At 66.9% G+C, this 22,650-nt stretch carries 18 protein-coding genes and 6 tRNA genes; 10 read left to right on the top strand and 14 right to left on the bottom strand.

What is annotated here, in order from left to right; translation table 11 throughout:
• From J2W23_RS11935 to J2W23_RS11895, 9 genes are all read right to left on the bottom strand, one after another.
• A partial coding sequence (locus J2W23_RS11935) for a contractile injection system protein, VgrG/Pvc8 family (protein ID WP_307648867.1) occupies positions 1-389 on the bottom strand: 389 nt, incomplete at its 3' end.
• Between the two features lie 344 nt (positions 390-733).
• Positions 734-804: transfer RNA gene (locus J2W23_RS11930), tRNA-Cys, on the bottom strand.
• 151 nt (positions 805-955) lie between these two features.
• Positions 956-1,031: transfer RNA gene (locus tag J2W23_RS11925), tRNA-Asp, on the bottom strand.
• 106 nt (positions 1,032-1,137) lie between these two features.
• A tRNA-Glu gene (locus tag J2W23_RS11920) sits at positions 1,138-1,213 on the bottom strand.
• 6 nt (positions 1,214-1,219) lie between these two features.
• Positions 1,220-1,295: transfer RNA gene (locus J2W23_RS11915), tRNA-Trp, on the bottom strand.
• A gap of 21 nt (positions 1,296-1,316) precedes the next feature.
• A tRNA-Pro gene (locus tag J2W23_RS11910) sits at positions 1,317-1,394 on the bottom strand.
• 23 nt (positions 1,395-1,417) lie between these two features.
• Positions 1,418-1,494 (bottom strand) — tRNA-Leu (locus J2W23_RS11905).
• 174 nt (positions 1,495-1,668) lie between these two features.
• Positions 1,669-1,878 carry a hypothetical protein gene (locus J2W23_RS11900; RefSeq protein WP_307648866.1) on the bottom strand — a complete coding sequence of 70 codons (210 nt, stop codon included), beginning with the start codon at positions 1,876-1,878 and terminating at the stop codon, positions 1,669-1,671.
• 130 nt (positions 1,879-2,008) lie between these two features.
• Positions 2,009-3,466 (bottom strand): esterase-like activity of phytase family protein, encoded by a 1,458-nt coding sequence (locus tag J2W23_RS11895; RefSeq protein WP_307648865.1) that lies wholly within the window; start codon positions 3,464-3,466, stop codon positions 2,009-2,011.
• Between the two features lie 135 nt (positions 3,467-3,601).
• Here J2W23_RS11895 and J2W23_RS11890 point away from each other — a divergent pair, with 135 nt between their 5' ends.
• Positions 3,602-4,543 carry an SMP-30/gluconolactonase/LRE family protein gene (locus tag J2W23_RS11890; RefSeq protein WP_307648864.1) on the top strand — a complete coding sequence of 314 codons (942 nt, stop codon included), beginning with the start codon at positions 3,602-3,604 and terminating at the stop codon, positions 4,541-4,543.
• Here the strand turns inward: J2W23_RS11890 and J2W23_RS11885 are convergent.
• Genes J2W23_RS11885 through J2W23_RS11875 form a run of 3 tightly spaced genes read right to left on the bottom strand, consistent with a single transcriptional unit; the run spans position 4,540 to position 9,150 of the window.
• Positions 4,540-5,472, bottom strand: a complete 933-nt coding sequence (locus J2W23_RS11885; protein WP_307648863.1) for a dimethyl sulfoxide reductase anchor subunit family protein — start codon at positions 5,470-5,472, stop codon at positions 4,540-4,542. The two genes, J2W23_RS11890 and J2W23_RS11885, sit on opposite strands and share 4 nt — an antisense overlap.
• A 4-nt stretch (positions 5,473-5,476) precedes the next feature.
• The gene (locus J2W23_RS11880; protein WP_373423922.1) at positions 5,477-6,214 is read right to left on the bottom strand and encodes a 4Fe-4S dicluster domain-containing protein; all 738 of its coding nucleotides are present in this window, start codon (positions 6,212-6,214) and stop codon (positions 5,477-5,479) included.
• Positions 6,211-9,150 carry a molybdopterin oxidoreductase family protein gene (locus J2W23_RS11875; RefSeq protein ID WP_307648862.1) on the bottom strand — a complete coding sequence of 980 codons (2,940 nt, stop codon included), beginning with the start codon at positions 9,148-9,150 and terminating at the stop codon, positions 6,211-6,213. Before J2W23_RS11875 ends, J2W23_RS11880 begins: the two co-directional genes overlap by 4 nt.
• Before the next feature lie 82 nt (positions 9,151-9,232).
• On the opposite strand from J2W23_RS11875, the gene J2W23_RS11870 reads away from it, so the two are divergent.
• Positions 9,233-10,165 (top strand): LysR family transcriptional regulator, encoded by a 933-nt coding sequence (locus tag J2W23_RS11870; RefSeq protein ID WP_307648861.1) that lies wholly within the window; start codon positions 9,233-9,235, stop codon positions 10,163-10,165.
• Here the strand turns inward: J2W23_RS11870 and J2W23_RS11865 are convergent.
• Together J2W23_RS11865 and xsc are read right to left on the bottom strand one after the other, a co-directional pair.
• The gene (locus J2W23_RS11865) at positions 10,162-11,370 is read right to left on the bottom strand and encodes an acetate/propionate family kinase (protein WP_307648884.1); all 1,209 of its coding nucleotides are present in this window, start codon (positions 11,368-11,370) and stop codon (positions 10,162-10,164) included. The two genes, J2W23_RS11870 and J2W23_RS11865, sit on opposite strands and share 4 nt — an antisense overlap.
• Complete coding sequence (gene xsc, locus J2W23_RS11860; RefSeq protein WP_307648860.1) at positions 11,367-13,190, bottom strand: sulfoacetaldehyde acetyltransferase; 1,824 nt, start codon at positions 13,188-13,190, stop codon at positions 11,367-11,369. The genes J2W23_RS11865 and xsc overlap by 4 nt, the downstream gene beginning before the upstream one ends.
• Before the next feature lie 168 nt (positions 13,191-13,358).
• Here xsc and J2W23_RS11855 point away from each other — a divergent pair, with 168 nt between their 5' ends.
• The 8 genes from J2W23_RS11855 (at position 13,359) to J2W23_RS11820 (ending at position 22,633) form a co-directional block, all read left to right on the top strand.
• Entirely contained in the window at positions 13,359-14,189 is an 831-nt protein-coding gene (locus J2W23_RS11855) for an IclR family transcriptional regulator (RefSeq protein ID WP_307648859.1), read from the top strand.
• Between the two features lie 28 nt (positions 14,190-14,217).
• Positions 14,218-15,201, top strand: a complete 984-nt coding sequence (locus tag J2W23_RS11850) for an AAA family ATPase (protein ID WP_307648858.1) — start codon at positions 14,218-14,220, stop codon at positions 15,199-15,201.
• Complete coding sequence (locus J2W23_RS11845) at positions 15,198-16,937, top strand: cobaltochelatase CobT-related protein (protein WP_307648857.1); 1,740 nt, start codon at positions 15,198-15,200, stop codon at positions 16,935-16,937. Before J2W23_RS11850 ends, J2W23_RS11845 begins: the two co-directional genes overlap by 4 nt.
• 141 nt (positions 16,938-17,078) lie before the next feature.
• A complete protein-coding gene (locus J2W23_RS11840; RefSeq protein ID WP_176659804.1) occupies positions 17,079-17,873 on the top strand; it encodes an IclR family transcriptional regulator in 795 nt (264 codons plus the stop codon).
• A complete protein-coding gene (locus J2W23_RS11835) occupies positions 17,870-18,868 on the top strand; it encodes a tripartite tricarboxylate transporter substrate binding protein (RefSeq protein ID WP_176659803.1) in 999 nt (332 codons plus the stop codon). The genes J2W23_RS11840 and J2W23_RS11835 overlap by 4 nt, the downstream gene beginning before the upstream one ends.
• A 17-nt stretch (positions 18,869-18,885) precedes the next feature.
• A complete protein-coding gene (gene sauS / locus J2W23_RS11830) occupies positions 18,886-20,322 on the top strand; it encodes an acylating sulfoacetaldehyde dehydrogenase (protein ID WP_307648856.1) in 1,437 nt (478 codons plus the stop codon).
• Positions 20,319-21,839: an AMP-binding protein gene (locus J2W23_RS11825; RefSeq protein ID WP_307648855.1), complete on the top strand. Its 1,521-nt coding sequence runs from the start codon at positions 20,319-20,321 to the stop codon at positions 21,837-21,839. The genes sauS and J2W23_RS11825 overlap by 4 nt, the downstream gene beginning before the upstream one ends.
• A complete protein-coding gene (locus J2W23_RS11820) occupies positions 21,836-22,633 on the top strand; it encodes a sulfite exporter TauE/SafE family protein (protein WP_307648854.1) in 798 nt (265 codons plus the stop codon). Before J2W23_RS11825 ends, J2W23_RS11820 begins: the two co-directional genes overlap by 4 nt.
• Positions 22,634-22,650: the final 17 nt, after the last annotated feature.

Here is a 22,650-nt window from a genome sequence, read left to right as displayed (position 1 = left end):
TGGAAGAGGCAGCTGTCCTGGCGATGGCGCAGGAAGGCGAGCCACGGCTCGATGACGAGCCGGTAGCGCGCCATGCCGCCGTTGCTCGAGACGCATTCGGCCTGGGTCACGTGGCCGTGGAAGGGGCGCAGTTCGGTGCGGCTTTGCGCGGTCTGCAGGTCCAGGCGTACGCCCTGGCCGATCAGGGTCTTGAGTTCGATGTGCGCGTCGTCGCTCAGCGCCGTGAGTTCGAAGCGGAAGCCGCCGTCGTCGATGGACTCGATGCCTTCGAGGCGTTCGGCCAGCAGCTTGTTGGCACCCAGCGGCGTGTGCAGCACCAGCAGGCGGTCGCGCTGCGTCGTGCCCGCGCGCAACTGCACACCCAGCGATGCAGAATTGAAATCCGACATGTATTTCTCGCTCCCCTTGACTCTCGATCCGCCGCATGTCGCGACGCCCCCGTGATCCTGAAGCGCAACTTGTCTCTTCTCTTTCAGTCGGCTTTTTGGTGAACGAAGTTCAGGCCGATCTGCTGTATTTATTGCCCGGATGCGCCGTGCACGACCGCAGGCCGCGCGCATTTCCCCAAATGATATCTCGCACATTCCCGCGAACAAGGACAAAGGCGTCACGATGGCGGCCCAATGGCAGCGTAGTGATACTTTCAGATTACCCAGAGCGGTGCCGCTGTTAAAAATAACTGTGGGCCGAGAGACACAAAGCAGGCGCGGAAGGCCGACTGCGAGTGGGATGAAGGCGCAGCCCGGAGTCGAACCGGGGTCCACGGATTTGCAATCCGTTGCATGGCCGCTTTGCTACCACGCCGAAGATTCAATGCATGAATGAATCAATCAATCAGTCAATGTGTGGTGGATCGTCTTCGAGTCGAACGAAGTATTCCGAGGAGGCGGGGTTACAGCCCGCTGCAGTCGCCAGTGCTGCTCACGATCCAGGTGAAGTGAAGGTTGTGTGTATGTGGCGTTCCGCAGGGGAGTCGAACCCCTGGCTTCCTCCTGGACAGGGAGGCACTCTGGCCACTGAGTTAGCGGAACGAAGAAAAGAGAAAAAACAAAAGGTGGCAGACCCTCAAGGATTCGAACCTTGGATGCCGGGATCAAAACCCGGTGCCTTGGACCACTAGGCGAAGGGCCATCAAACTGGGGCCTCGTGTGGGATTCGAACCCACGATCTTCGGGATGAAAACCCGACGTCCTGACCGCTAGACGAACGAGACAAAAAATGGCGCGCACGGAAGGATTCGAACCTTCAACCGCTGGGTTTGGAGTCCAGTGCTCTGCCAATTGAGCTACACACGCGTGAATACAAGAAAAAAACAATGGTCTGAGTGGCAGGATTTGAACCTGCAGCCTCCTGCTTCCAAGGCAGGCCGTCTACCAGATTGACACTACACCCAGAGAAAAATCGAACAAGAAAAAATTGGTGCCCCAGGGGAGATTCGAACTCCCAGAATTCCGCTTCTAAGGCGGACACGTATGCCGGTTCCGTCACCGGGGCGGTGGATAAATGAATGGATGTGCCGCGAACTTTCAATGAGCGTTCACCGAGCCGAAGCGCGGTGTCATGCAGTGCGATCACTGCATCTGTGTTGAACGTTGAACAACAAAACAAAAAGGCCCGGAACCTTTCGGTGTCCGGGCCTCTGTGCAAGAGCGCTTGGGAGTTACGCGCCTAAGCGCTTCCTCCACCCGGTGTCATCCGATCCTCATAAGCGCAATCCCACAGGTTGACCTGCAGCGCTTGAATGGAATTCGGGTACTGATTGAGCATGAGCAGCGGCTTCTGCGGCAGCATGCCGAGGCCATCGCACAGCGCGACGCACGCGAGCGAACGACCCGATGCGGGTCGAATGCTGTGGGTGCGGATGGCTGCTGCGTTCACGATGGTTCCTGGTCGATGCTGCTTTGTGCGCGTTGCTGAAAACTTTGCGGGCTGAACCGCGAGTGGGTTGGACTGTAAATAGTCTTTACCCAACCGTCAACAACTTCCGTCGATTATTTTCAACACTGAATTACCGCGCCTTGCGATCGAACAGCGCCTGGTCGAAACGCAGCGTGATCACCTCCGTATCGTCCGGGTTGCCCGGCACGCGCCCGTCCTCGGTCGGGAAGTTCGAATCGATGGCCACCGCGAGCGTGTGCTCGTCCACCACCTCGACGCTCTCGATCGAATCGAAGGGCATGCTGAACTTTCCATCGGCCACGCCGGCCAGCGGCCCGCCGATGTCCTTCGGGTCGGAGATGTTCAACAGGTCCACCAGCAGCGTCTTCTTGAGCGCGCCATCGGCGTCCTTCACGTTCAGGTCGATCATGTACAGGCGCTTGACCACCGCCTTCGCGCCGAACAGGCTGTCGCGCTCGATCAGCACGAAGCGGCTGCCGCCCACATGCGTCATGTCGCCGATCACGATCTGGTTGTCCTTGGCCGGACCGTCTTTCTTGTAGACCAGGTTCTTGCCCGTGTAGAGCATCGCGGCCGGGTCGAACTCGAAGATGTTCAGGTAGCGCTCGTCATCGGCCACCGGACGCAGAGAAGCCAGCGAGGGCGCGGCCTCGGGCACTGCATAGAGCCGGCTGCGGTCGCCGTTGAAGGCGAGGCTTTCGAAGCCGCGGCTCGCAAGCGAGGTGACGCTCGCGCCGTTGTTCATCACCTCGGGGTTCGAGGGGCTGCGCAGGAACGGATGCGGCACGGGGTCGCTCATGAGCGTGCCGTCCTTGTCGAAGTGCAGGATGTAGGGGCCGAATTCCTCGCCCACGAAGTAGGTGCCGTCGCTCGCGCGTGCGATCGATTCGACGTCGAGGTCGAAGCCCGTCAACAGCCGGCCGTTGCGGATGCGTGCATCCACCGGCTTGCCGCTGTCGACCAGGTTGTTGCCCGAGACGGTCTGGTAGTTAGCGAAGTCGGCGGTGATCTTCAGGTCGACGCCCTTGCCGTCCTTCAGGAAGCCCTTGGCGTCGTTGAAGTCGACGCGGCTGTTCAGCTTGATCGCACCCGGCACGCTGGTGCCGTTCGATGCCGTGCGGAAGTCGATGCCGATGTTGTAGATGCCGATCACGAAGTCGGCCGAGTTGCCCTTGCTGCCGTAGCCGTTGTCGGCCATGGCGGTCCAGGTGCCGTCGTCGTTCTTCAGCAGCGCGGAGAAGCCGGGAATCGGCTGGCCATCGACGAAAGGCGGCGTAACGCCGAGCGCGGCGGTGATGAACTGCCCCGTGGTCGGACCGGGCCAGCGCGCGGTGTCCGAGAGAAATGCCCAGCCGGTCAGCTGATGCGGCAATCCCGCGCCTTCCTGCGCGGGAGGCGGAGCCGGGGGTGCCGGAGCAGGGGCCGGAGCGGGTGCCGGCGGCGGTACCACGAATGGGAACCCACCACCACCTCCTCCTCCGCCACCACCGCATGCGGCGATCACGGTGCAGGCGGCAACCGCCACCAGCCGGCGCTGCCAGATCGAATCGATGAATCCTCGGGTCATGAATGCCCTCCTCGTTGTGTTGAAGCGAAGGCGGCAATCTATAAAGGCGCGGTGACGTACTCATGACGTCTCGATGAAACGTGCAAAGCGCGGCGGGAAGCCGCAAACTCGCAACCCGCGCACACAAGCCAGCGCATGGAGACCCCGATGCACATCCGCGAACTCGCTACCGGCCTGCAGTTTCCCGAGGGCCCGATTGCCATGGACGACGGCTCCGTGCTGCTGGTCGAAATTGCGCGCGGCACGCTCACGCGCGTGCGGCACGACGGGCTGGTGCAGGTGGTGGCCGACCTCGGCGGCGGCCCAAACGGCGCGGCCATCGGGCCGGACGGCGCGGTCTACATCTGCAACAACGGCGGCTTCGAATGGCACACCGAGGCCGACGGCTGCCACCGGCCCGTGGGGCAGGCGACGGACTATTCGGGCGGCCGCATCGAGCGCGTGAACCTGGCCACCGGCCGTGCCGAGCGCCTGTTCGACACGGTCGAAGGCGGCGCGCTCTGCGGCCCCAACGACATCGTTTTCGATGCGCACGGCGGCTTCTACTTCACCGACCTCGGCAAGACCCGCGAGCGCGACATGGACCGCGGCGGCCTCTTCTACGGCCACAGCGATGGCAGCGCCGCCCGCGCGATCGCACGCCCGGTGACGACGCCGAACGGCATCGCCCTATCGCCCGACGGCAACACGCTCTACTACGCAGAAACCGAGGGCGCGCGCGTCTGGGCCTTCGACATCACCGCACCGGGCCGCGTGCGCAAGGACGGCTGGCCTTCGCCGCATGGCGGCCGCATGCTGTGCGCCTCGCCGGGCGGGCACTACCAGCGCTTCGATTCGATGGCCGTCGATGCGCTCGGCAATCTCTGCGTGGCAACGCTGCTGCACGGCGGCATCAGCATCGTCGCGCCCGATGGCAGCACCGTCGAGCACGTGCCGCTGCCCGACCGCTACACCACCAACATCTGCTTCGGGGGGCGTGACCGGCGCACGGCCTACGTCACGCTCTCGGGCAGCGGACGGTTGATTGCGATCGACGATTGGCCTACGCCCGGCCTCGCACTGAACTACGAAGCCTAGGACACGACCTGGTAATACAGGTTCTGCGGGTGCTTGGCCTGCGCGAAGAAGAACCAGCGCTCGGCCAGCAGCCCCGGTGCCTGCACCAGTACCGCGAGCAACCACGGCAGCACGGCCGCGCTCGCCACGCCCCACACCAGCAGCAGCGCGGGCAGCACGAACGCCAGCAGCAGGAAGCCGAGCTTGATGTTCTTCAGCGCAGCGAGCGATGCACCATGAAAGAACTCGCGCGTGTTGAATGAACCGGCCGACATGCCCATCGATTTCTGCACCAGCTTTTCCGAGCGGATGCCCGTGGCCGATTGAAGTGTCGACTTGTGGCGGATGCCGGCATTGCGCCGCAAGGCCTGACCGCGCGCCGCCCATGCCGCCAGCGTGGCGACGAGCGCGCACGGCCCGAAGACCTGCACGAAGCGCGCCTCGCCGGCGACCGCCGCCATCGCGCACGCCAGCACCAGCCCCGACGACAACCCGATCAGCGTGAAGTTGACGATGGTGAGCGGATGCGCCCATTCCTCGATGAAGCGCAGGCACGCATAGATCATCGCGGTGCAATACCAGAGCGCGACCGCACCGAGCAACACGAGCACCGGCAACAGCCACGACCACGGTGCGCCCGCACCGAGGCGCAGCGACAGCCACCACAGCGCCACCAGCGCGATGAAGGCCGGCAGCACGATCACTTCGCGCGACATCCACGAGGTGCGCCACATCAGCACCGCACGCCACGCACGCGTCTTGCGCCCCAGGTGCATGAACGAAGCCGCGAGCCCGGCCACGAGCAACACCTCGGCCACGCCCAATGCCAACGTGAGGAAGCCCGGCGCCATTTCCAGGCCGAACAGCGCACCGAGCGCCAGCGTGAAGACAAGGCCCTGCGCCGCACCGGCCAGCGTGGTGAAGAAAAGAATCGAAAACGCGGGATGCATGCCATTACCCCTGCGCGTCGGTCGACTGCGTGATGCGGCGCGGCAGGTACTGGTTCGCCGGGCTGGTGTCCCACTCCGGCATCAGCTGGTAGCCGCCGCGTTCGCGAATCGCCTTCGACACGTCGGAGTCCGGGTCCTTCACGTCGCCGAAGATCCGCGCGCCCGTCGGGCAGGCCTTCACGCAGGCGGGCTTGCGGTCTTCCTTGGGCAACATCTCGTCGTAGATGCGGTCCACGCAGAGCGTGCACTTGGTCATGACCTGGCGCTCTTCATCGAGTTCGCGCGCGCCGTAGGGGCAGGCCCATGCGCAGTACTTGCAGCCGATGCACTTGTCGTAGTCGACGAGCACGATGCCATCTTCCTTGCGCTTGTAGCTCGCCCCGGTCGGACACACGGGCACGCAGGGCGGGTCTTCGCAGTGCAGGCAGCTCTTGGGGAGGTGCACCGTCTCGGTCGCCGGGAAGGCGCCGGCCTCGTAGGTCTGCACGCGGTTGAAGAAGGTGCCGGTCGGGTTTGCGGCGTAGGGGCGCTCGTCGGCGAGCGGACCGGCGCTGCCGGAGGTGTTCCATTGCTTGCACGAAGTCACGCAGGCATGGCAGCCGACGCACACGTTCAGGTCGATGACGAGGGCAAGTTGCTTGGCGAGCGTCTCGCCCTGTTCCGCGCGCAGGCTCGGTTGCGTTTCCGCGAAGCTGGCACTGGCAGTGCTGCCGCCCATCAGGTCTTTCAGCCACTGCATCATTTCTTGCCCCTCCCCGCAAAGTACGTCAGCACGCTCGCCGCCTTGCCCAGCACCCCGGGCGGACTCGGCATGCTCGCGATCTGCGGAAAGCTCTCTTCAGGCTCGCCCGGTTCGGCCGGCCGAATGCGCACGCGCACGTCATACCAGCCTGCCTGCCCGGTGATCGGATCGGAATTGCTGATGCGCCCACTCGCCGTGCCTTCGCACGGCAGTTCTTCGCTGATCAGGTGGTTGAGCAGAAAGCCCTTGCGCGCCTCGTCCGAACCGGGTGCGAGCTGCCACGCCCCATCGGCCTTGCCGATCGCATTCCACGTCCACACCGTACCGGGCTCCACCGCCTCGCTGTAGCGCAGCATGCAGCGCACCTTGCCCCACTGGCTCTCGACCCAGCACCAGCCGCCATCCGCAATGCCCGCGGCCTCGGCGGTGAGCGGATTCACATGCAGGTAGTTGTGGCTGTGGATCTGCCGCAGCCACGCGTTCTGCGAATCCCACGAGTGGTACATCGCCATCGGCCGCTGTGTCAGCGCGTTGAGCGGATACGCATCGAGATCGGTCGCGGCCTCCTCGAGCGGTGGATACCAGAACGGCAGCGGATCGAAGTATTTCTCGATGCGCTCGCGCAGCGCCTCCGGCGGTTGCCGCCCCGGGCTCTTACCCTGCGCCGCGAGCCGAAAGCTCTGCAGCGTGTCGGAGTACAGCGCCAACTGCACCGGGTCGTTGCGCTGGCGCCAGCCCTTGTCCTTCGCGAAGTCGAGGTACTCCCGGTTCCAGTTGCGCATGTAGTGCATGGTCTCGGGCATGTGGTACTGGAACACGCAGTTGTTCTCCGCATACGCCTCCCACTGCTTCGGGTTCGGCGCGCCGCGAAGGTGCTCGGTGCCGTCCTTGCCGCGCCAGCCCATGAGAAAGCCGATGCCCGGCTGCGGCTCGAAGTTGACGACGAAGTCCGGGTAACCCGTGAACTTGCGCCCGCCCTCCGGCGTGGTGAAGGCCGGAAACTTCAGCCGCGACGCCAGTTCGATCAGCACTTCCTGAAAAGGCTTGCACTCCCCCGTCGGCGGCACCACCGGCACGCGCACCGAATCGACCGGCCCGTCGAACTCCGAGATCGGCCGATCGAGCATGCCCATCACGTCATGCCGCTCAAGGTACGTGGTGTCGGGCAGCACCAGGTCGGCGAAGGCCACGGTCTCACTCTGGAAGGCATCGCACACCACGAGGAAGGGAATCATGTGTTCGCCCTTCTCGTCCTTGCGGTTGAGCATCTCGCGCACGCCCATGGTGTTCATGCTCGAGTTCCACGCCATGTTGGCCATGAAGATCAGCAGCGTGTCGATGCGATACGGGTCGCCCTTCACCGCGTTGGTGATCACGTTGTGCATGAGCCCGTGCGCCGACAGCGGGTGCTCCCACGAGAAGGCGTGGTCGATGCGGATCGGCGAGCCATCGGGGTTGATCGCCAGCTCTTCCGGGTTGGCCGGAAAACCGAGCGGCGCGGCATTGAGCGGCGTGTTCGGCTGGATCATGCCGGGATCGTTGAACGCGCGGTAGTTGGGAACGATGTGTCGCGGGTACGGCGCCTTGTGCCTGAAACCGCCGGGCGCATCGATGGTGCCGAGCACGCTCATCAGCACCGCAAGCGCACGCACGGTCTGGAAGCCGTTGGAATGCGCCGCGAGCCCGCGCATCGCATGGAAAGCCACAGGCCGCGCCTGCGTGGTCGGGTGTTTCTTGCCCCACGCATCGGTCCACGGAATCGGCAGCTCGAAGGCCTGCTTGAGCGCCGTCTCGCCCATCTCGCGCGCAAGCTTTCGGATGCGCGCCGCATCGATGCCGGTGATGCCCTGCGCCCATTCGGGCGTGCAGAGCGCCACACGCTCGCGCAGCAACTGAAACGAGGGCGCGACGCGTGTCCCGTCGGCGAGCGTGTAGTGGCCTTCGAGCGCCGGGTCGCATCCATCGGCAATGCCCTCGGGGTACGCCGGCTTCACGCTGCCGCTTGCCTTGTCCCACACCAGCTTGTTGTGCGGATGGCGGCCATCGCCCGGTGGCCCGCGCTCGGGATCGAACGCGAACAGCCCTTCGCGCTCACAGTCGTCCAGCACCACGAGCTGCGGTGCATTGGTGAAGCGTTTGAGGAACGCATGGTCCACCAACTCGTTGCCGATGAGTTCGTGCAGCAGCGCCATGAACAGCGCGCCATCGGTGCCGGGCTTGATGGGAATCCACTCGTCCGCAATCGCCGAATAGCCGGTACGCACCGGGTTGATCGAGATGAAGCGCCCACCCGCGCGCTTGAACTTGCTGATCGCGATCTTCATCGGATTGCTGTGGTGGTCTTCGGCCGTGCCGATCATCACGAACAGCTTGGCGCGTTCCAGGTCGGGTCCGCCGAACTCCCAGAAGCTGCCGCCGATGGTGTAGATCATTCCCGCGGCCATGTTGACCGAGCAGAAGCCGCCGTGCGCCGCGTAGTTGGGCGTGCCGAACTGCCGCGCAAAGAGGCCGGTGAGCGCCTGCATCTGGTCGCGCCCGGTGAAGAGCGCGAACTTCTTCGGATCGGTCGCGCGGATCTTGCCGAGCCGCTCGGTCAGCATGTCGTAGGCGCGCTCCCAGCTGATGGGCTCGAACTCCCCCGCCCCGCGCTCGCTGCCGGCCTTGCGCAAGAGCGGCTGCGTGATGCGCGCGGGCGACACCTGCTTCATGATCCCCGAGGAGCCCTTGGCGCAGATCACGCCCTGGTTCAGCGGATGGTTCGGGTTGCCGTCGATGTAGCGCACCTCGGGGCCCTTTTCGCCCTCGCGCAGGTGCACGCGGATGCCGCAGCGGCAGGCGCACATGTAGCAGGTGGTGGTCTTGACCTCGGTGTCCGCCGTGGGCGTCGGCGCGGTGAGCGGGTCGTGCACGGGCTCTCGGGACAGGAAACTGAACACTGGCGGTCCTTTGTTTTCAAGCGTGGCAGCGCCGATGTTAGGGAGCCGTGATCAATCGGAAAAGCGGAGAATATCGCTCACCATGACCGGAAAATCAGATCAACAGCTCCCTCAGCGCCTGCGCCTGAACCTGCGCCAGCTCGAGGTGTTCGTGGCCACCGCGCGCGGAGGCAGCACCCGGGCGGCGGCCGACCGCGTGGCGCGTTCGCAGTCCGCCGCGAGCAGCGCGCTGGCCGACCTGGAATCGTCCGTCGGCGTCTTGCTGTTCGATCGCATCGGCCGCCGGCTGGTGCTCAACGAGAACGGCCGCGCGCTGCTGCCCAAGGCGCAGGCGCTGCTCGATCAGGCCAGCGAGGTGCAGGCGCTCTTCAGCGGCGAGCATGCGGCGCCACTGCGCGTGGCAGCGAGCTTTACCATCGGCGAATACCTGCTGCCCGAGCGCGTGTCGCAATGGACCGCGTTGCATCCGCAGAGCCAGGTGCACCTGCACATCGCGAACACCCGCGACGTGATCGAGGCGGTGGCCGGTTTCGAGGTGGACGTGGGCTTCATCGAAGGCCCGCAGACGCACCCCGATCTCGTGGTGCGCGCATGGCGCGAAGACGAGCTGGTCATCGTCGCCGCGCCGGGCCATGCGCTCGCGAACCGCATCGCCACGCACCGCCAGCTCTCGCAGGCCACCTGGGTTCTGAGGGAGCTTGGCTCGGGCACGCGGCAGGTCACCGATGCCTGGCTGATCCAGAACCTGGAGCAGGTGCATGTGGGCTTCGAGCTCGGCAGCACCGAGGCCATCAAGCGCGTGGTGGCCTCGGGCACGGCCCTGGCCTGCCTCTCGCGCTACACGGTGGCGCAGGCGCTGGAAGACGGGCATCTGGTCGAGCTGCGCACGCGGCTGCCGGCGGGCATGCGGCGCCTGGCCACGGTGATGCACCGCGACAAGCTGCTGGGCCGCGCGACGGCGGATTTCCTGAGGCACTGCGGCGCGATCGTGCCGCGCACGCAGGCCGCACGCTAGGCGGCGTCTACGACCTGCGCGGTGTGGCGCGCGATGACCGCCTCTTCGTCGGTGCGCAGCATCCAGGCGCTCACGGGGCTTTCGGGCGTCGTGAGCCGCGCATGGCCCGCGCCGTTGGCGGCCGCATCGACGTGCACGCCAAGCCAGTCGCATTCTTCGAGGATGCGCTCGCGCAGCGCGCTCGCGTTCTCGCCGATGCCCCCGGTGAAGATCACCGCATCGACACCGCGCAGCGCGGCGGCAAGGCTGCCCATGTGTTGCACGACCTGCTCGATGAAATGCGCGATGGCTTCGGCGGCCTCGGGTGCCGTGGATGCTTCAAGCTCGCGCATGTCGCTCGACACGCCCGACAGGCCCAGCAGGCCCGATTCGCGAAACAGCAGCGTCTCGACCTGCTCGGCCGACATGCCGTGCGAGCGCATGAGGTACAGCACGACCGCGGCATCGAGGTGCCCGCAGCGCGTGCCCATGGTGAGGCCATCGAGCGGCGAAAAGCTCATCGTCGTCGCGACCGAGCGGCCCTGCGCCATTGCGCACATCGAGGCGCCGTTGCCCAGGTGCGCGACGATCACGCGCTTGTCCGCCAACTCAGGGGCAAGGCGCGTGAATTGCGCGACGATCGACTCGTACGAAAGCCCATGGAACCCATAACGCCGCACACCCGCATCGTGCAGCGCGCGCGGCAGCGCGAAACGGCGGTTCACCTCGGTCTGCGTCGAATGAAAAGCCGTGTCGAAGCACGCCACCTGCGGCACGCCATCGAAAGCCTTCATCGCAGCGCGAACGCCCGCCAGGTTGTGCGGCTGGTGCAGCGGCGCCAGCGGCTCGAGCGCGGCCAGTTCGGCGAGCACCGCATCGTCGATGCGCACCGGCGTCACAAAGTTCACGCCGCCGTGCACGATGCGATGGCCGACCGCGGCGATGCGATCGCCACCGCCCTTTCCCTCGCCCTGACTTGCATGCCATTCGAGCAGCGCTGAGAGCGCGCCCTGGTGCGAGCGCCGGTCGCCATCGAGCGCCGCATCGTGCAGCGTGCGGCCTTCCGCATCGCGAATGCGCAGCCGCGCCTTCAGCCCGGCGCCGAGCCCGTCGGCCTGCCCCGACCAGCGCGCGGCCGGCAGCGCATCGCCGCTGCCAGCCGCATCGAACAGCGCGACCTTGATCGACGACGACCCGGCGTTCAGCGTGAGCAGCGATTCGGTCAGACGTAGTCCTTGTACTTGTCCAGGAAGCGCACCGGCTTCGACAGCGCATCGCGGCGGAACGGATCGCCCAGCTCGCGGGTGCACATGATCTCGATCACACAGGTCTTGCCTTCGTTCATCTGCATGTCGATGGCCTTCTTGAGCGCGGGGCCCACGTCTTCGAGCTTGTCGACCACGATGCCCTCGGCGCCCATCGCCTTGGCGATGCCCGCGAAGCTCTCGCTTTCGAGCTCGCCCGCGACGAAGCGGCGATTGTAGAAGTCGACCTGGTTCTTCTTCTCCGCGCCCCACTGGCGGTTGTGGAAGACCACCGCCGTCACCGGAATGTCGTGGCGCACGGCCGTCATGATTTCCACCATGCTCATGCCCCAGGCGCCGTCGCCCGCGTAAGCCACGGCCGGGCGGTCGGGCGCGGCGCACTTGGCGCCGATCATGGTGGGCAGCGAGTAGCCGCAGTTGCCGAAGCTCATCGGCGCGAAGAAGCTGCGCGGCTCCTCGAAGCGCAGGTAGCTGTTGGCAATGGCGTTGATGTTGCCGATGTCGGTGGAGACCATCACGCGCGGCGGCATGGCCTTCTCGAGTTCGCGCAACACCTGGCGCGGGTGCAGGTAGCTGCCGCCGGTGGGCGTCTTCTCGCCCTTGGCTTCCTCTATGGCGTCAAGGCTGAACTGGTCGCGCTCGTGGGTCCACTCGTCGAGCTCTTTTTCCCATGCGGCCTTCTCGGCCTTGATCTTGTCGGCGCGCTCGGCCTTGGTGGCGTCGCAGGCGAGCGTCTTGCCCTGCAGGCGCTTGAGCAGTTCCTTGGCGGTGGCCTTCGCGTCGCCGTGGATGCCGACGGTGATCTTCTTCACCAGCCCGAGGTTGGTGTGGTCGGCTTCGACCTGGATGATCTTCGCGTCCTTCGGCCAGTAGTCCATGCCGTGTTGCGGCAGCGTGCCGAAGGGGCCCATGCGCGAGCCGAGCGCGAGCACCACGTCGGCCTGCGCGATGAGCTTCATCGCGGCCTTGGAGCCCTGATAGCCGAGCGGGCCGGCCCACAGCGGATGGCTCGCGGGGAACGAGTCGTTGCGCAGGTACCCGTTCGCGACCGGTGCGCCCAGGCGTTCGGCCAGCGCCTGGCACTCGGCCACCGCATCGCCCATCACCACGCCGCCGCCCGAGAGGATCACCGGGAACTTGGCCGAGGCCAGCAGTTCGACCGCGGCGTTCAGGCTGTTCTCGCCGCCCGCGCCGCGCTCCACGCGCATCGGCTTCGGGATCTCGGTGGTGATCTCGCCATAGAAGTAGTCGCGCGGAATGTTGAGCTGCGTCGGGCCCATCTCGGAGATGGCGCGGTCGAAGCAGCGCGCCGTGTACTCGGCCATGCGCTTGGGGTTGTTCACGTGGCCCTGGTACTTGGTGAACTCCTGGAACATCGGGAGTTGATTGGCCTCCTGGAAGCCGCCGAGGCCCATGCCCATGGTGCCGGTCTCGGGCGTGATCATCACGACCGGGCTGTGCGCCCAGTAGGCGGCCGCGATGGCGGTCACGCAGTTGCTGATGCCGGGGCCGTTCTGGCCGATCACCAAACCATGGCGGCCCGACACGCGTGCGTAGCCATCGGCCATGTGGGCGCCGCCCTGCTCGTGCACCACAGGAATCAGGCGGATGCCGGCGGGCGCAAAGATGTCCATCGCGTCCATGAAGGCCGAACCCATGATGCCGAAGATGTCGGTCACGCCGTTGGCGACCATGGTCTCGACGAAGGCCTCGGAGGGCGTCATCTTCTGCACGCCGGTGACGGCTTCGCGGGCGGGGGCGGCGGGTTTCTTCTGGCTCATGGAAGCGTCTCCTGATGGAAATGGGGCGGGTCGGGCGGGATGCTGCAACTCGAAAGTCGGAACCACTTGTTCCGAATTTCTTTCCGGCGGAATATAGGACGGCAAGGCCGTGGCGTCAAACAATTTACAAAAATCGGTACGCCTTGTCTTGTTTTTTGTAAAACAACTATGATCCGCCGCATGAAGATCGTCAAAGGCCTCACACCCGAAGTCGCGGAACCGGCGGGCGATACGCCCACCATGCGCCTCTTCGGCCTGCTCGAAGTCATGGCCGCGAAAGACCAGCGCTACTCGCTGCAGGGCCTCGTCGAAGAGACCGGCCTGCCCAAGCCCACGCTGCACCGCATGCTGCAGCAGCTCGAAGGCGCGGGGCTCCTGCAGCGCGAAGGCGACGGGCGGCACTACGGCATCGGCACGCGGCTGCGGCGCCTGTCGGAGAACCTGCTCTTCAACGACAGCCTGCACGGCGCGCGCCACACGGTGCTGCGTCAACTGGTCGAGGAAATCGGCGAGAGCTGCAACCTCACCTCGCTCTCGGGCAGTGAGGTCGTGTACCTGGACCGCGTGGAAACCGCCGCGCCGCTGCGCTTCTACCTGCATCCGGGCTCGCGCGTGCCGGTGCACTGCTCGGCCAGCGGCAAGATCTTCCTCTCGCAGATGAGCGCAGCACAGCGCCGCCGGCTGCTCTCCAACGCACCGCTGGAGACGTACACCGCCAAGACGCTGACCGATCCCGAAGCGCTCGAGAAGGAAGTGCAGCGCGTGCGCAAGGACGGCTTCGCAATCGACAACGAAGAGTTCCTGCCCGGCCTGCTGTGCATCGCCGCGCTGGTGCCTTCGGGCGACGAGGCGCCCTCGAACCTGTGCATCGCGGTGCAGGCGCCGATCATGCGGCTCGATGCGGCGAAGGCGAAGACGCTGCTGCCCGCGCTGCAACGCGCTGCGCTCGCATTGAGCCGCATCGATGCCGACGCGGGCTCCGACCGCGCGACGGCCTGAACATCTCCCTGATTTTCGAAAGCCCACCGTGACCGATACCGCCAACCTGCGACCCGACCGGATGCTCAGCGTGCGCGAGGTGTTCGGCATCGACACCGACCTGCAGGTGCCCGCCTTCACCGAGCGCGATGACCATGTGCCCGAGGTCGATGCGGTCTACCGCTTCAACCCCGATGTGACGCTCGCGATCCTCGCGGGCTTCACGCGCGACCGCCGCGTGATGGTGCAAGGCCTGCACGGCACCGGCAAGTCGACCCACATCGAGCAGGTCGCCGCGCGCCTGAACTGGCCCTGCGTGCGCCTGAACCTCGATGGCCACATCAGCCGCCTCGATCTCGTGGGAAAAGACGCAGTGGTGCTGCGCGAAGGCCAGCAGGTCACCGAGTTCCAGGAAGGCATCGTGCCCTGGTCGCTGCAGCGGCCCGTGGCATTGATCTTCGACGAGTACGACGCGGGCCGGCCCGATGTGATGTTCGTCATCCAGCGCATCCTGGAGCGCGACGGCAAGTTCACGCTGATGGACCAGAACAAGGTGCTGCGGCCGCACCCGTTCTTTCGCCTCTTCGCCACGGCCAACACGGTGGGCCTTGGCAACCTCAATGGCCTCTACCACGGCGCGCAGCGGCTCAACCATGCGCAGATCGATCGCTGGAACATCGTCGCCTCGCTCAACTACCTGCCGGCCGACGAAGAGATCGCGATCGTGCAGGCGCGCGTGCCCTCGCTCGCGGGCGATGCGGGGCGCAAGCTGGTCGCGGCGATGGTGGCCGTGGCCGACCTCACGCGCAAAGGTTTCGCGGCTGGCGACCTCTCCACGCTGATGTCGCCGCGCACCGTCATCACCTGGGCCGAGAACGTCGAAATCTTCAAGGACCCGGCGCTCGCGTTCCGCCTCTCCTTCGTCAACAAGTGCGACGACGCCGAGCGGCCGCTGGTGGCGGAATACTTCCAGCGCTGCTTCGACCAGGAACTGAAGGAGTCGCACCAGCTCTCGCCGGGTTCGCACGAATGACCGACTCGCCTGCATCGGCCAGTGCGATGCAGCGCCGCGTGCGGCAGGAGGAGCAGGTCGCCGAGCTCTGCGCGGGCGTGGTTCGGGCCTTCAGCGGCGAGCGCGACCTGCACTTTCGCGGCAAGCGCCTGCACCGAGGGCGTGTGGCGCTGCCGTGGTTCGCGCCGCACCTGCATCCCTCTGCCGACACCGACGACTTCGCCTCGTTCCGCGGCGTGGCCGATGGGCTCGCGCTGCGGCTCACCGTGTCCGACGCGGCATTGCATGAAAGCCTTCGCCCTGAAGAGCCGGTCGAGCGCATGCTGTTCGAGATGTTCGAGCAGTTCCGCGTCGAGGCGCTCGCGCCCGAGGTCATGGCCGGCATGCGTCACAACCTGCGGCACCGCCACGAGCAGTGGTCACTCGCCTTCCATCACTCGGGCCTGACCGACACCGCGCGCGGGCTGCTGCTCTATGCGGTCGCGCAGATCTGCCGCGCCCGTGTGAGCGGCCAGCAGGTGGTGGAGGAAACCGAAGACATGCTCGAGGCCACGCGCTTCCATCTGGCACCGCTGATCGGCCACGCACTCGCGGGCCTGCGCCGCGACCGCGATGACCAAGCCGCCTACGCCGTGCACGCGCTCGCCATCGCGCGCACCGTCGCCGCGATGCTGCATGAGGCCGGCGAAGAAAGCGCGGATGCGCGTGATCCGCATGTGGACGACAAACGCAGCGTGTTCATGCTCGTGGCCGACATGGATCGCGAGATCATCGAGCGCTTCACCACCGCCGAGTCGGGCCGCAGCGCGGTGATCGACGAGGCGGGCGGCGCCTACCGCGTCTTCACCACCGCCTACGACCGCGAGCACGACGCGGCCACGCTCGCGCGCAAGGAAGTGCTCGCCGACCACCGCGAAAAACTCGATCGCCGGATCGCGAGCCAGGGCGTGAACATCGCGCGCCTCGCCCGCGAACTGCGCGCCCTGCTGGCCGACCCCACGCGCGACGGCTGGGATGGCGGGCAGGAAGAAGGCCTTATCGATGGCCGCCGGCTCGCGCAGCTCGTCGCCTCGCCGACCGAGCGCCGCCTGTTCCGCACCGAGCGCATGGAGCCCGTGGCCGACTGCATGGTGAGCTTTCTCATCGACTGCTCGGGCTCGATGAAGGAGCATGCCGAATCGGTCGCGATGATGGTCGATGTGTTCGCGCGCGCGCTCGAACAAGCCGGCGTGACCAGCGAGGTGCTGGGCTTCACCACCGGCGCCTGGACCGGCGGCCGCCCGCAGCGCGAGTGGGTACGCGCGGGCAAGCCGGCGCACCCGGGCCGCCTCAACGAGCGCAGCCATCTCGTCTTCAAGGCCGCGGCCACGCCATGGCGGCGCGCCCGCCCCGCCATGGCCGCGCTGCTGAAGGCCGACCTGTTCCGCGAAGGCATCGACGGCGAGGCGGTCGACTGGGCCTGCATGCGCCTGCGCGAGCGCCCCGAGGCGCGCAAGCTGCTGCTGGTGATTTCCGACGGCTCGCCGATGGACAGCGCCACCCACCTCGCGAACGACGCGCACTATCTCGAGCATCACCTGCGCGACGTGGTCGCGCGCCAGGAGCAGCGCGGCGACATCGAGATCGCGGGCATCGGCGTCGGGCTCGACCTGAGTCCGTACTACAGCCGCAGCCACGTGCTGGACCTGGCCACCTCCACCGGCAACACCATCTTTCGCGAGGTGATCGAGTTGATGGCGGGCCGCCACCGCCGTTGATGCAGGCAAAGGTCCGAGACAGGACTGAGGCTTTTTGGATTACATCCAAGTCCCCGATTGACAAAGGGCACCCATGGTTCTTACATTGGGTTTCACATCTGGGAACAGCGTTCCGATATTTGGAACACCTCTGAAAGCCTCATGGACTCCACGCTCGCCAAAGGTCTTGCCGCCATCGAATGGATGACGCGCCAGCAGCGCCCCTGCCGCGTCACCGACCTGGCTCAGGCCTTCGGCATGGCGCGCAGCAATGCGCACCGCACGCTGCAGACGCTGGTCGATTGCGGCTGGGCCGTGCAAGACCCGGACACCAGCGCCTACCGGCCGAGCCTGCGCCTGTTCGAGCTGGGTGCGCTGGTCGGCGATGCGGCCGACGTCGGCGCGCTGCTGCGGCCGCACCTGGCAGCGCTCGCGCAGCAGACCGGCGAAACCATTCACCTTGCCGTGCTCGATGGCGCAGAGATCGTCTACCTCGACAAGTTCGACAGCCCTCTGCCGGTGGCCGCCTACTCGCGCATCGGCGGCCGGGCCGCGGCCTACTGCGTGGCCTCGGGCAAGGCGCTGCTGGCCGCGGCGGCACCCGATGTGCATGCGCTGCACGAGCGCCTGGGCACGCTGGTCGCCCACACGAAAAACAGCATCTCCGACTTCGATGCGCTCCTTCTCGAACTCGAACGCACACGCACGCGCGGCTACGCGGAAAACCGCGAGGAATGGCGCCTGGGCGTCTGCGGCCTCGGCGTGCCGGTGTTCAACGCACGCGGCGAAGCGGTCGCGGCCGTCGGCATGAGCGTGCCCTCGATCCGCTTCGCACGGACCCAGGCGCGGGGCCTTGCCGACCGCCTCATGGCCTGCGCACGCGACGCGAGCATGACGCTGGGCTACCGCGCGACCGCGCTGCCGACATCCACCATAAAGAGAAGGAGATCCGAATGAACCTGTTCCCCGCCCCCTGGCTGCGCGCGGGCCTGCTGGCCGTCGCGGCCCTGGCAACCCTGGCCGCTCCTTTCGCCGCAGAGGCGCAAAACGGCGGCGACTACCCGGCCAAGCCGATCCGGCTCGTCGTGCCCTACCCGCCCGGCGGCGGAACCGACGTGATTGCGCGCATCGTGCAGGAACGCTTCTCGACCCTGCTCGGCCAGCAGGTGCTGATCGACAACCGCGGCGGCGCGGCCGGCTCCATCGGCACCGAGGTCGTCGCCAAGTCCGCGCCCGATGGCTACACGGTGCTGTTCACGCTCTCCTCGCACACCATCAACCCGGCCATCTACACCAAGCTGAGCTTCGACACCGCGAAAGACTTCGCACCGGTCGGCCTCGTCGCCTCGCTGCCGCAGATCCTGGTGGCCAACAACCAGTTCGCGCCGAACACCGTGGCCGAACTCGTCGCGCTCGCCAAGGCCAAGCCCGACAGCATTTCCTTCGCATCGGTGGGCAACGGCTCGCCCGGGCACCTCGCGGGCGAACTGCTCAAGCTGCGCACCGGCACGCACATGACCCACATTCCCTACCGCGGCGGCGGCCCGGCCGTGACCGACGTGATGGGCGGGCAGGTGCCGCTGCTGTGGGTGTCGATTCCCGCAGCCGCGCAGTTCGTGAAGGCCGGCAAGCTCAAGGCGCTCGCGGTGTCGACCACCAAGCGCAGCGCGGCCTTCCCCGACGTGCCGACGATGCAGGAGGCCGGCATTCCCGATTTCGACGTGGACTCGTGGTACGCCGTCTTCGTGCCCGCGAAGACGCCGCAGCCCGTCATCGACAAGCTCAACCGCGTGATCAACACCGTGGTGAAGGAACCCGAGATCCGCGAGAAGCTGCTGGCGCAAGGCAGTGAAGGCGTCGGCGGCACACCCGAACAACTGGGCAAGGTCGTGACGACCGAGCTCGTGCGCTGGCAGAAGCTCGCCAAGGAAGCCAGCATCAAGGTCGACTGATCGGCACAGACAGATCCATGGAACATTCAACCCTCTCTTCCCCCATCGCCGAACTGGTGGCGCGCGCCCGCGCCGCGCAGCGCATCTACGAAACCTGGTCGCAGGAGCAGGTCGACACCGCCGTGGTCGCGGCCGGCTGGGCCATCATCGAGCCGGCGCGCAACCGCGAGCTGGCCGAACTGGCCGTGGCCGACACCGGCGTGGGCAACGTCGAGGACAAGGTCCGCAAGAACTACCGGAAAACCTTCGGCCTGCTGCGCGACCTGCACGGCGCGCGCTCGGTCGGCGTGATCGGCGAAGACCCGGCGCGTGGCATCGTGGAGATCGCGCGGCCCGTGGGCGTGGTGTGCGCGGTCACGCCCTCGACCAACCCGGGCGCGACACCGGCCAACAAGATCATCAATGCACTCAAGGGCCGCAATGCGGTCATCGTCGCGCCCTCGCCCAAGGGCTGGTCGACGGCGGCGCGGCTCATCGAATTCATCCACGCGGAGTTCGACCGCATCGGGGCGCCGCGCGACCTGGTGCAACTGCTGCCCCTGCCCATCAACAAGCAGGCGACCGCCGAGCTGATGCGCCTGTGCGACCTGGTGGTGGCGACCGGCTCGCAGGCCAACGTGCGCGCCGCCTATGCGAGCGGCACGCCGGCCTTCGGCGTGGGCGCGGGCAACGTGGCGGGCATCGTCGACGAAACCGCCGACGTGAACGCAGCAGCCGAACGCATCGTGCGCTCCAAGACCTTCGACAACGCGACCAGCTGCTCATCGGAGAACAGCCTGGTGATCGTCGATGCGGTGCGCGCCTCGATGCTCGCCGCGCTCAAGGACCGCGGTGCCGTGATGCTCGCCGCCGCGCAGAAGGCCACGCTGCAGTCGCTGATGTGGCCCGAGGGCAAGCTCTCGGCCGCCGTCATCGGCCAATCGGCCCGCACGATCGCGGAGCGGGCGGCAGAAGTACCTGGCGCCAACCGCGAAGGCTGGCTCGCCATCGCAGCCACCGATCCGCGCATCCTCATGGTGGCCGAAGACGGCGTGGGCCACGACCATCCGTTCTCGGGCGAGAAGCTGAGCCCCGTGCTCGCCGTCTACGCCGCAAGCGACTTCGATGAAGCGGCAGCCACGGTCGAGCGCATCTACGCCTACGAAGGCGCGGGCCACTCGGTCGGCCTGCACAGCGCCCTGCCCGAACGCGCGATGACGCTGGGCCTCACGCTCCCGGTATCGCGCGTGATCGTCGACCAGGCGCACTGCATCGCCACCGGCGGCAGCTTCGACAACGGCCTGCCCTTCTCGCTCTCGATGGGCTGCGGCACCTGGGGCAAGAACAACTTTTCCGACAACATGAACTACCGGCACTACCTGAACATCACGCGCGTGTCTCGGCCGATTCCGGAGAAGGTGCCGAGCGAAGACGAGATCTTCGGCGCCTACTTCGCCAGGCACGGAGCGAAATGAGCAGCGCGGCAGGCGGCACGGTCCATGCGCTGATCGAGCGGCAGGCGGCACGCCAGCCGCACGCGGTGTATGCGCGAGCGACAGAGAGCGAGCGCCACATCACGTATGGCGAACTCGCACACGGCTGCCGGCGCGTGGCGGGCGTGCTGGCCCGGCACGGTGCGAAACCCGGAGAGACGATCTCGGTCGTCATGCCCAACGGCCTGCAGACGCTGCGCCTGCTGCTGGGCGCGATGCATGCGGGCTACTGCGTGAACCCGGTCAACCTGTTGTCACAGGCCGAGCAGATGCGCTATGTGCTCGCGCACTCCGACTGCCGCGTGGTCTGCGTGGCGCCCGAGTGGGAAGCGCGCGTGCGCGACATCGTGCAGGCCTTCGACCGGCCGGTGACGGTGATCGTGGTCGATCCGGAAGCCGAAGCGCTGCCGGGCGAAACCGAAGCCACGCCCGATGCGCCACCGCCCGCCGCCGACGCCGTCGCGCTGCTGATGTACACCTCCGGCACCACCGGCATGCCCAAGGGCGTGATGCTGTCGCAGCGCAACCTCGCGGCCAATGCGCATGCCATCAGCGCCGAGCACGCGCTGCAGCCTGCAGACCGCGTGCTCGCGGTGCTGCCGCTCTATCACATCAACGCGTTCGCCGTGACCATGCTCGCCCCGCTCGCGCACGGCGGCAGCCTCGCGATGCCGCCCAAATTCTCGGCCGGCCGATTCTGGGAGCAGGCCACGCAGACGCAGTGCAGCTGGATCAACGTGGTGCCCACCATGATCTCGTACCTGCTCGAAGGCCCGAAGCCGCCGCTCGCCCAGACGCTCGCCATCCGCTTCTGCCGCTCGGCCTCGGCGGCGCTGCCACCCGAGCACCACCGCGCGTTCGAGCAGATGTTCGGCATCGGCATCGTCGAGACCATGGGTCTCACCGAGACCGCGGCGCCTTCGTTCTCCAACCCGATGGACCCGGCCGCGCGCAAGCTGGGTTCGGTCGGTCGCGCCTCGGGCTGCATGGCCGGCGTGGTCGATGCCGCGCTCGCGGCCGTGCCCGACGGCACCACCGGCGAACTCGTCATTCGCGGGCCGAACGTGATGCTCGGCTACTACAAGAACGAAGAGGCCACGCGCGCGAGCTTCACGCCCGACGGGTGGCTGCGCACCGGCGACCTCGGCCACCGCGACGCGGACGGCTTCTTCTTCGTCACCGGCCGCATCAAGGAGCTGATCATCAAGGGCGGCGAGAACATCGCGCCGCGCGAGATCGACGAGGCGTTGCTGCAGCACCCCGCCGTGCTCGAGGCCGCGGCCGTGGGCGTGCCCGACCGCCACTACGGCCAGGAGATCGGCGTGTGCATCGTGCTGCGCGAAGGCTGTGCCTGTACCGAGGACGAGTTGCGCGCCTTCAGCGCCACCGCGCTCGGCCGCTACAAGACGCCGGGCCACTACCGCTTCGTCGCCGACCTGCCGCGCGGGCCTTCGGGCAAGGTGCAGCGCCTGAAGCTGCTGCCGCTCTTCGAGGCATGACGGCGGCCGAACTGCTGGTTCCGCCGCTCGCGCCGGCACTGCTCGTCTACAGCCTCTGCGTGGTGTTCGCGGCCGGCATCGTGCGCGGCTTCGCGGGCTTCGGCTTCTCGGCCATCACGGTGGCGGGCATGTCGCTGGTGGTGTCGCCCGCGCTCGTGGTGCCGGCCATCTTCATGCTGGAGATCCTCGCGAGCCTGAGCCAGCTGCGCGGCATCGCGCGCGATGTCGACATGCCCTGGCTCAGCTGGCTGATGGTGGGCAACCTGATCTGCATCCCTGTTGGCGTGGCGCTGCTCGCATGGCTGCCCGAGACACCGCTGCGCCTTCTGATCGGCGCGCTGCTGATGGCCGCTGCACTGCTGCTGCGCGGCGGCGCGCACGTCACGCTCGTGCCCACGCGCGGCGTGCGGCTCGCGGCGGGGTTGGCATCGGGCTTCATCAACGGCGTGGCGGCCATCGGCGGCATCGCCATCGCGGTGCTGCTGAGCACCGCGAAGATGGCGCCGGCCGCGTTGCGCGCCACGCTGATCGCGCTGCTGCTCTTCAGCGATGTGGTGTCGCTGGTTGCCGCCGCGCTCATGCCGTCTTCCGCGCATGCGTCGGGCAACCTGCTCGGGCCGAACACGCTCAAGTGGGCGCTGTGGCTCGCGCCTGCGATGCTGGCGGGCATCTGGTGGGGGCAGCGCTCGTTCAAGGGCGTATCGCCCGAGCAGTTCAGGAAGCACGTGCTGAACCTGCTGATCGCGCTGGCAACGGTGAGCGTGCTGCGTTCGCTCTTCAGCCTGCTGGCCTGAAACGCCATGCCATCGGC

Origin of the sequence: Variovorax boronicumulans, assembly GCF_030812215.1 — a bacterium.
GTDB lineage: Bacteria > Pseudomonadota > Gammaproteobacteria > Burkholderiales > Burkholderiaceae_C > Variovorax > Variovorax boronicumulans_C.
Note: the sequence above shows the minus strand (reverse complement) of the source record. Positions and strands in the feature narration are given on the sequence as shown.

Excerpts from the sequence above, each read along its gene's own strand:
- J2W23_RS11895 (WP_307648865.1), bottom strand. The coding sequence starts at position 3,466 with ATGACCCGAGGATTCATCGATTCGATCTGGCAGCGCCGGCTGGTGGCG.
- J2W23_RS11890 (WP_307648864.1), top strand. The coding sequence starts at position 3,602 with ATGGAGACCCCGATGCACATCCGCGAACTCGCTACCGGCCTGCAGTTT.
- J2W23_RS11885 (WP_307648863.1), bottom strand. The coding sequence starts at position 5,472 with ATGCATCCCGCGTTTTCGATTCTTTTCTTCACCACGCTGGCCGGTGCG.
- J2W23_RS11880 (WP_373423922.1), bottom strand. The coding sequence starts at position 6,214 with ATGATGCAGTGGCTGAAAGACCTGATGGGCGGCAGCACTGCCAGTGCC.
- J2W23_RS11870 (WP_307648861.1), top strand. The coding sequence starts at position 9,233 with ATGACCGGAAAATCAGATCAACAGCTCCCTCAGCGCCTGCGCCTGAAC.
- xsc (WP_307648860.1), bottom strand. The coding sequence starts at position 13,190 with ATGAGCCAGAAGAAACCCGCCGCCCCCGCCCGCGAAGCCGTCACCGGC.
- J2W23_RS11855 (WP_307648859.1), top strand. The coding sequence starts at position 13,359 with ATGATCCGCCGCATGAAGATCGTCAAAGGCCTCACACCCGAAGTCGCG.
- J2W23_RS11845 (WP_307648857.1), top strand. The coding sequence starts at position 15,198 with ATGACCGACTCGCCTGCATCGGCCAGTGCGATGCAGCGCCGCGTGCGG.
- J2W23_RS11840 (WP_176659804.1), top strand. The coding sequence starts at position 17,079 with ATGGACTCCACGCTCGCCAAAGGTCTTGCCGCCATCGAATGGATGACG.
- J2W23_RS11835 (WP_176659803.1), top strand. The coding sequence starts at position 17,870 with ATGAACCTGTTCCCCGCCCCCTGGCTGCGCGCGGGCCTGCTGGCCGTC.
- sauS (WP_307648856.1), top strand. The coding sequence starts at position 18,886 with ATGGAACATTCAACCCTCTCTTCCCCCATCGCCGAACTGGTGGCGCGC.
- J2W23_RS11825 (WP_307648855.1), top strand. The coding sequence starts at position 20,319 with ATGAGCAGCGCGGCAGGCGGCACGGTCCATGCGCTGATCGAGCGGCAG.
- J2W23_RS11820 (WP_307648854.1), top strand. The coding sequence starts at position 21,836 with ATGACGGCGGCCGAACTGCTGGTTCCGCCGCTCGCGCCGGCACTGCTC.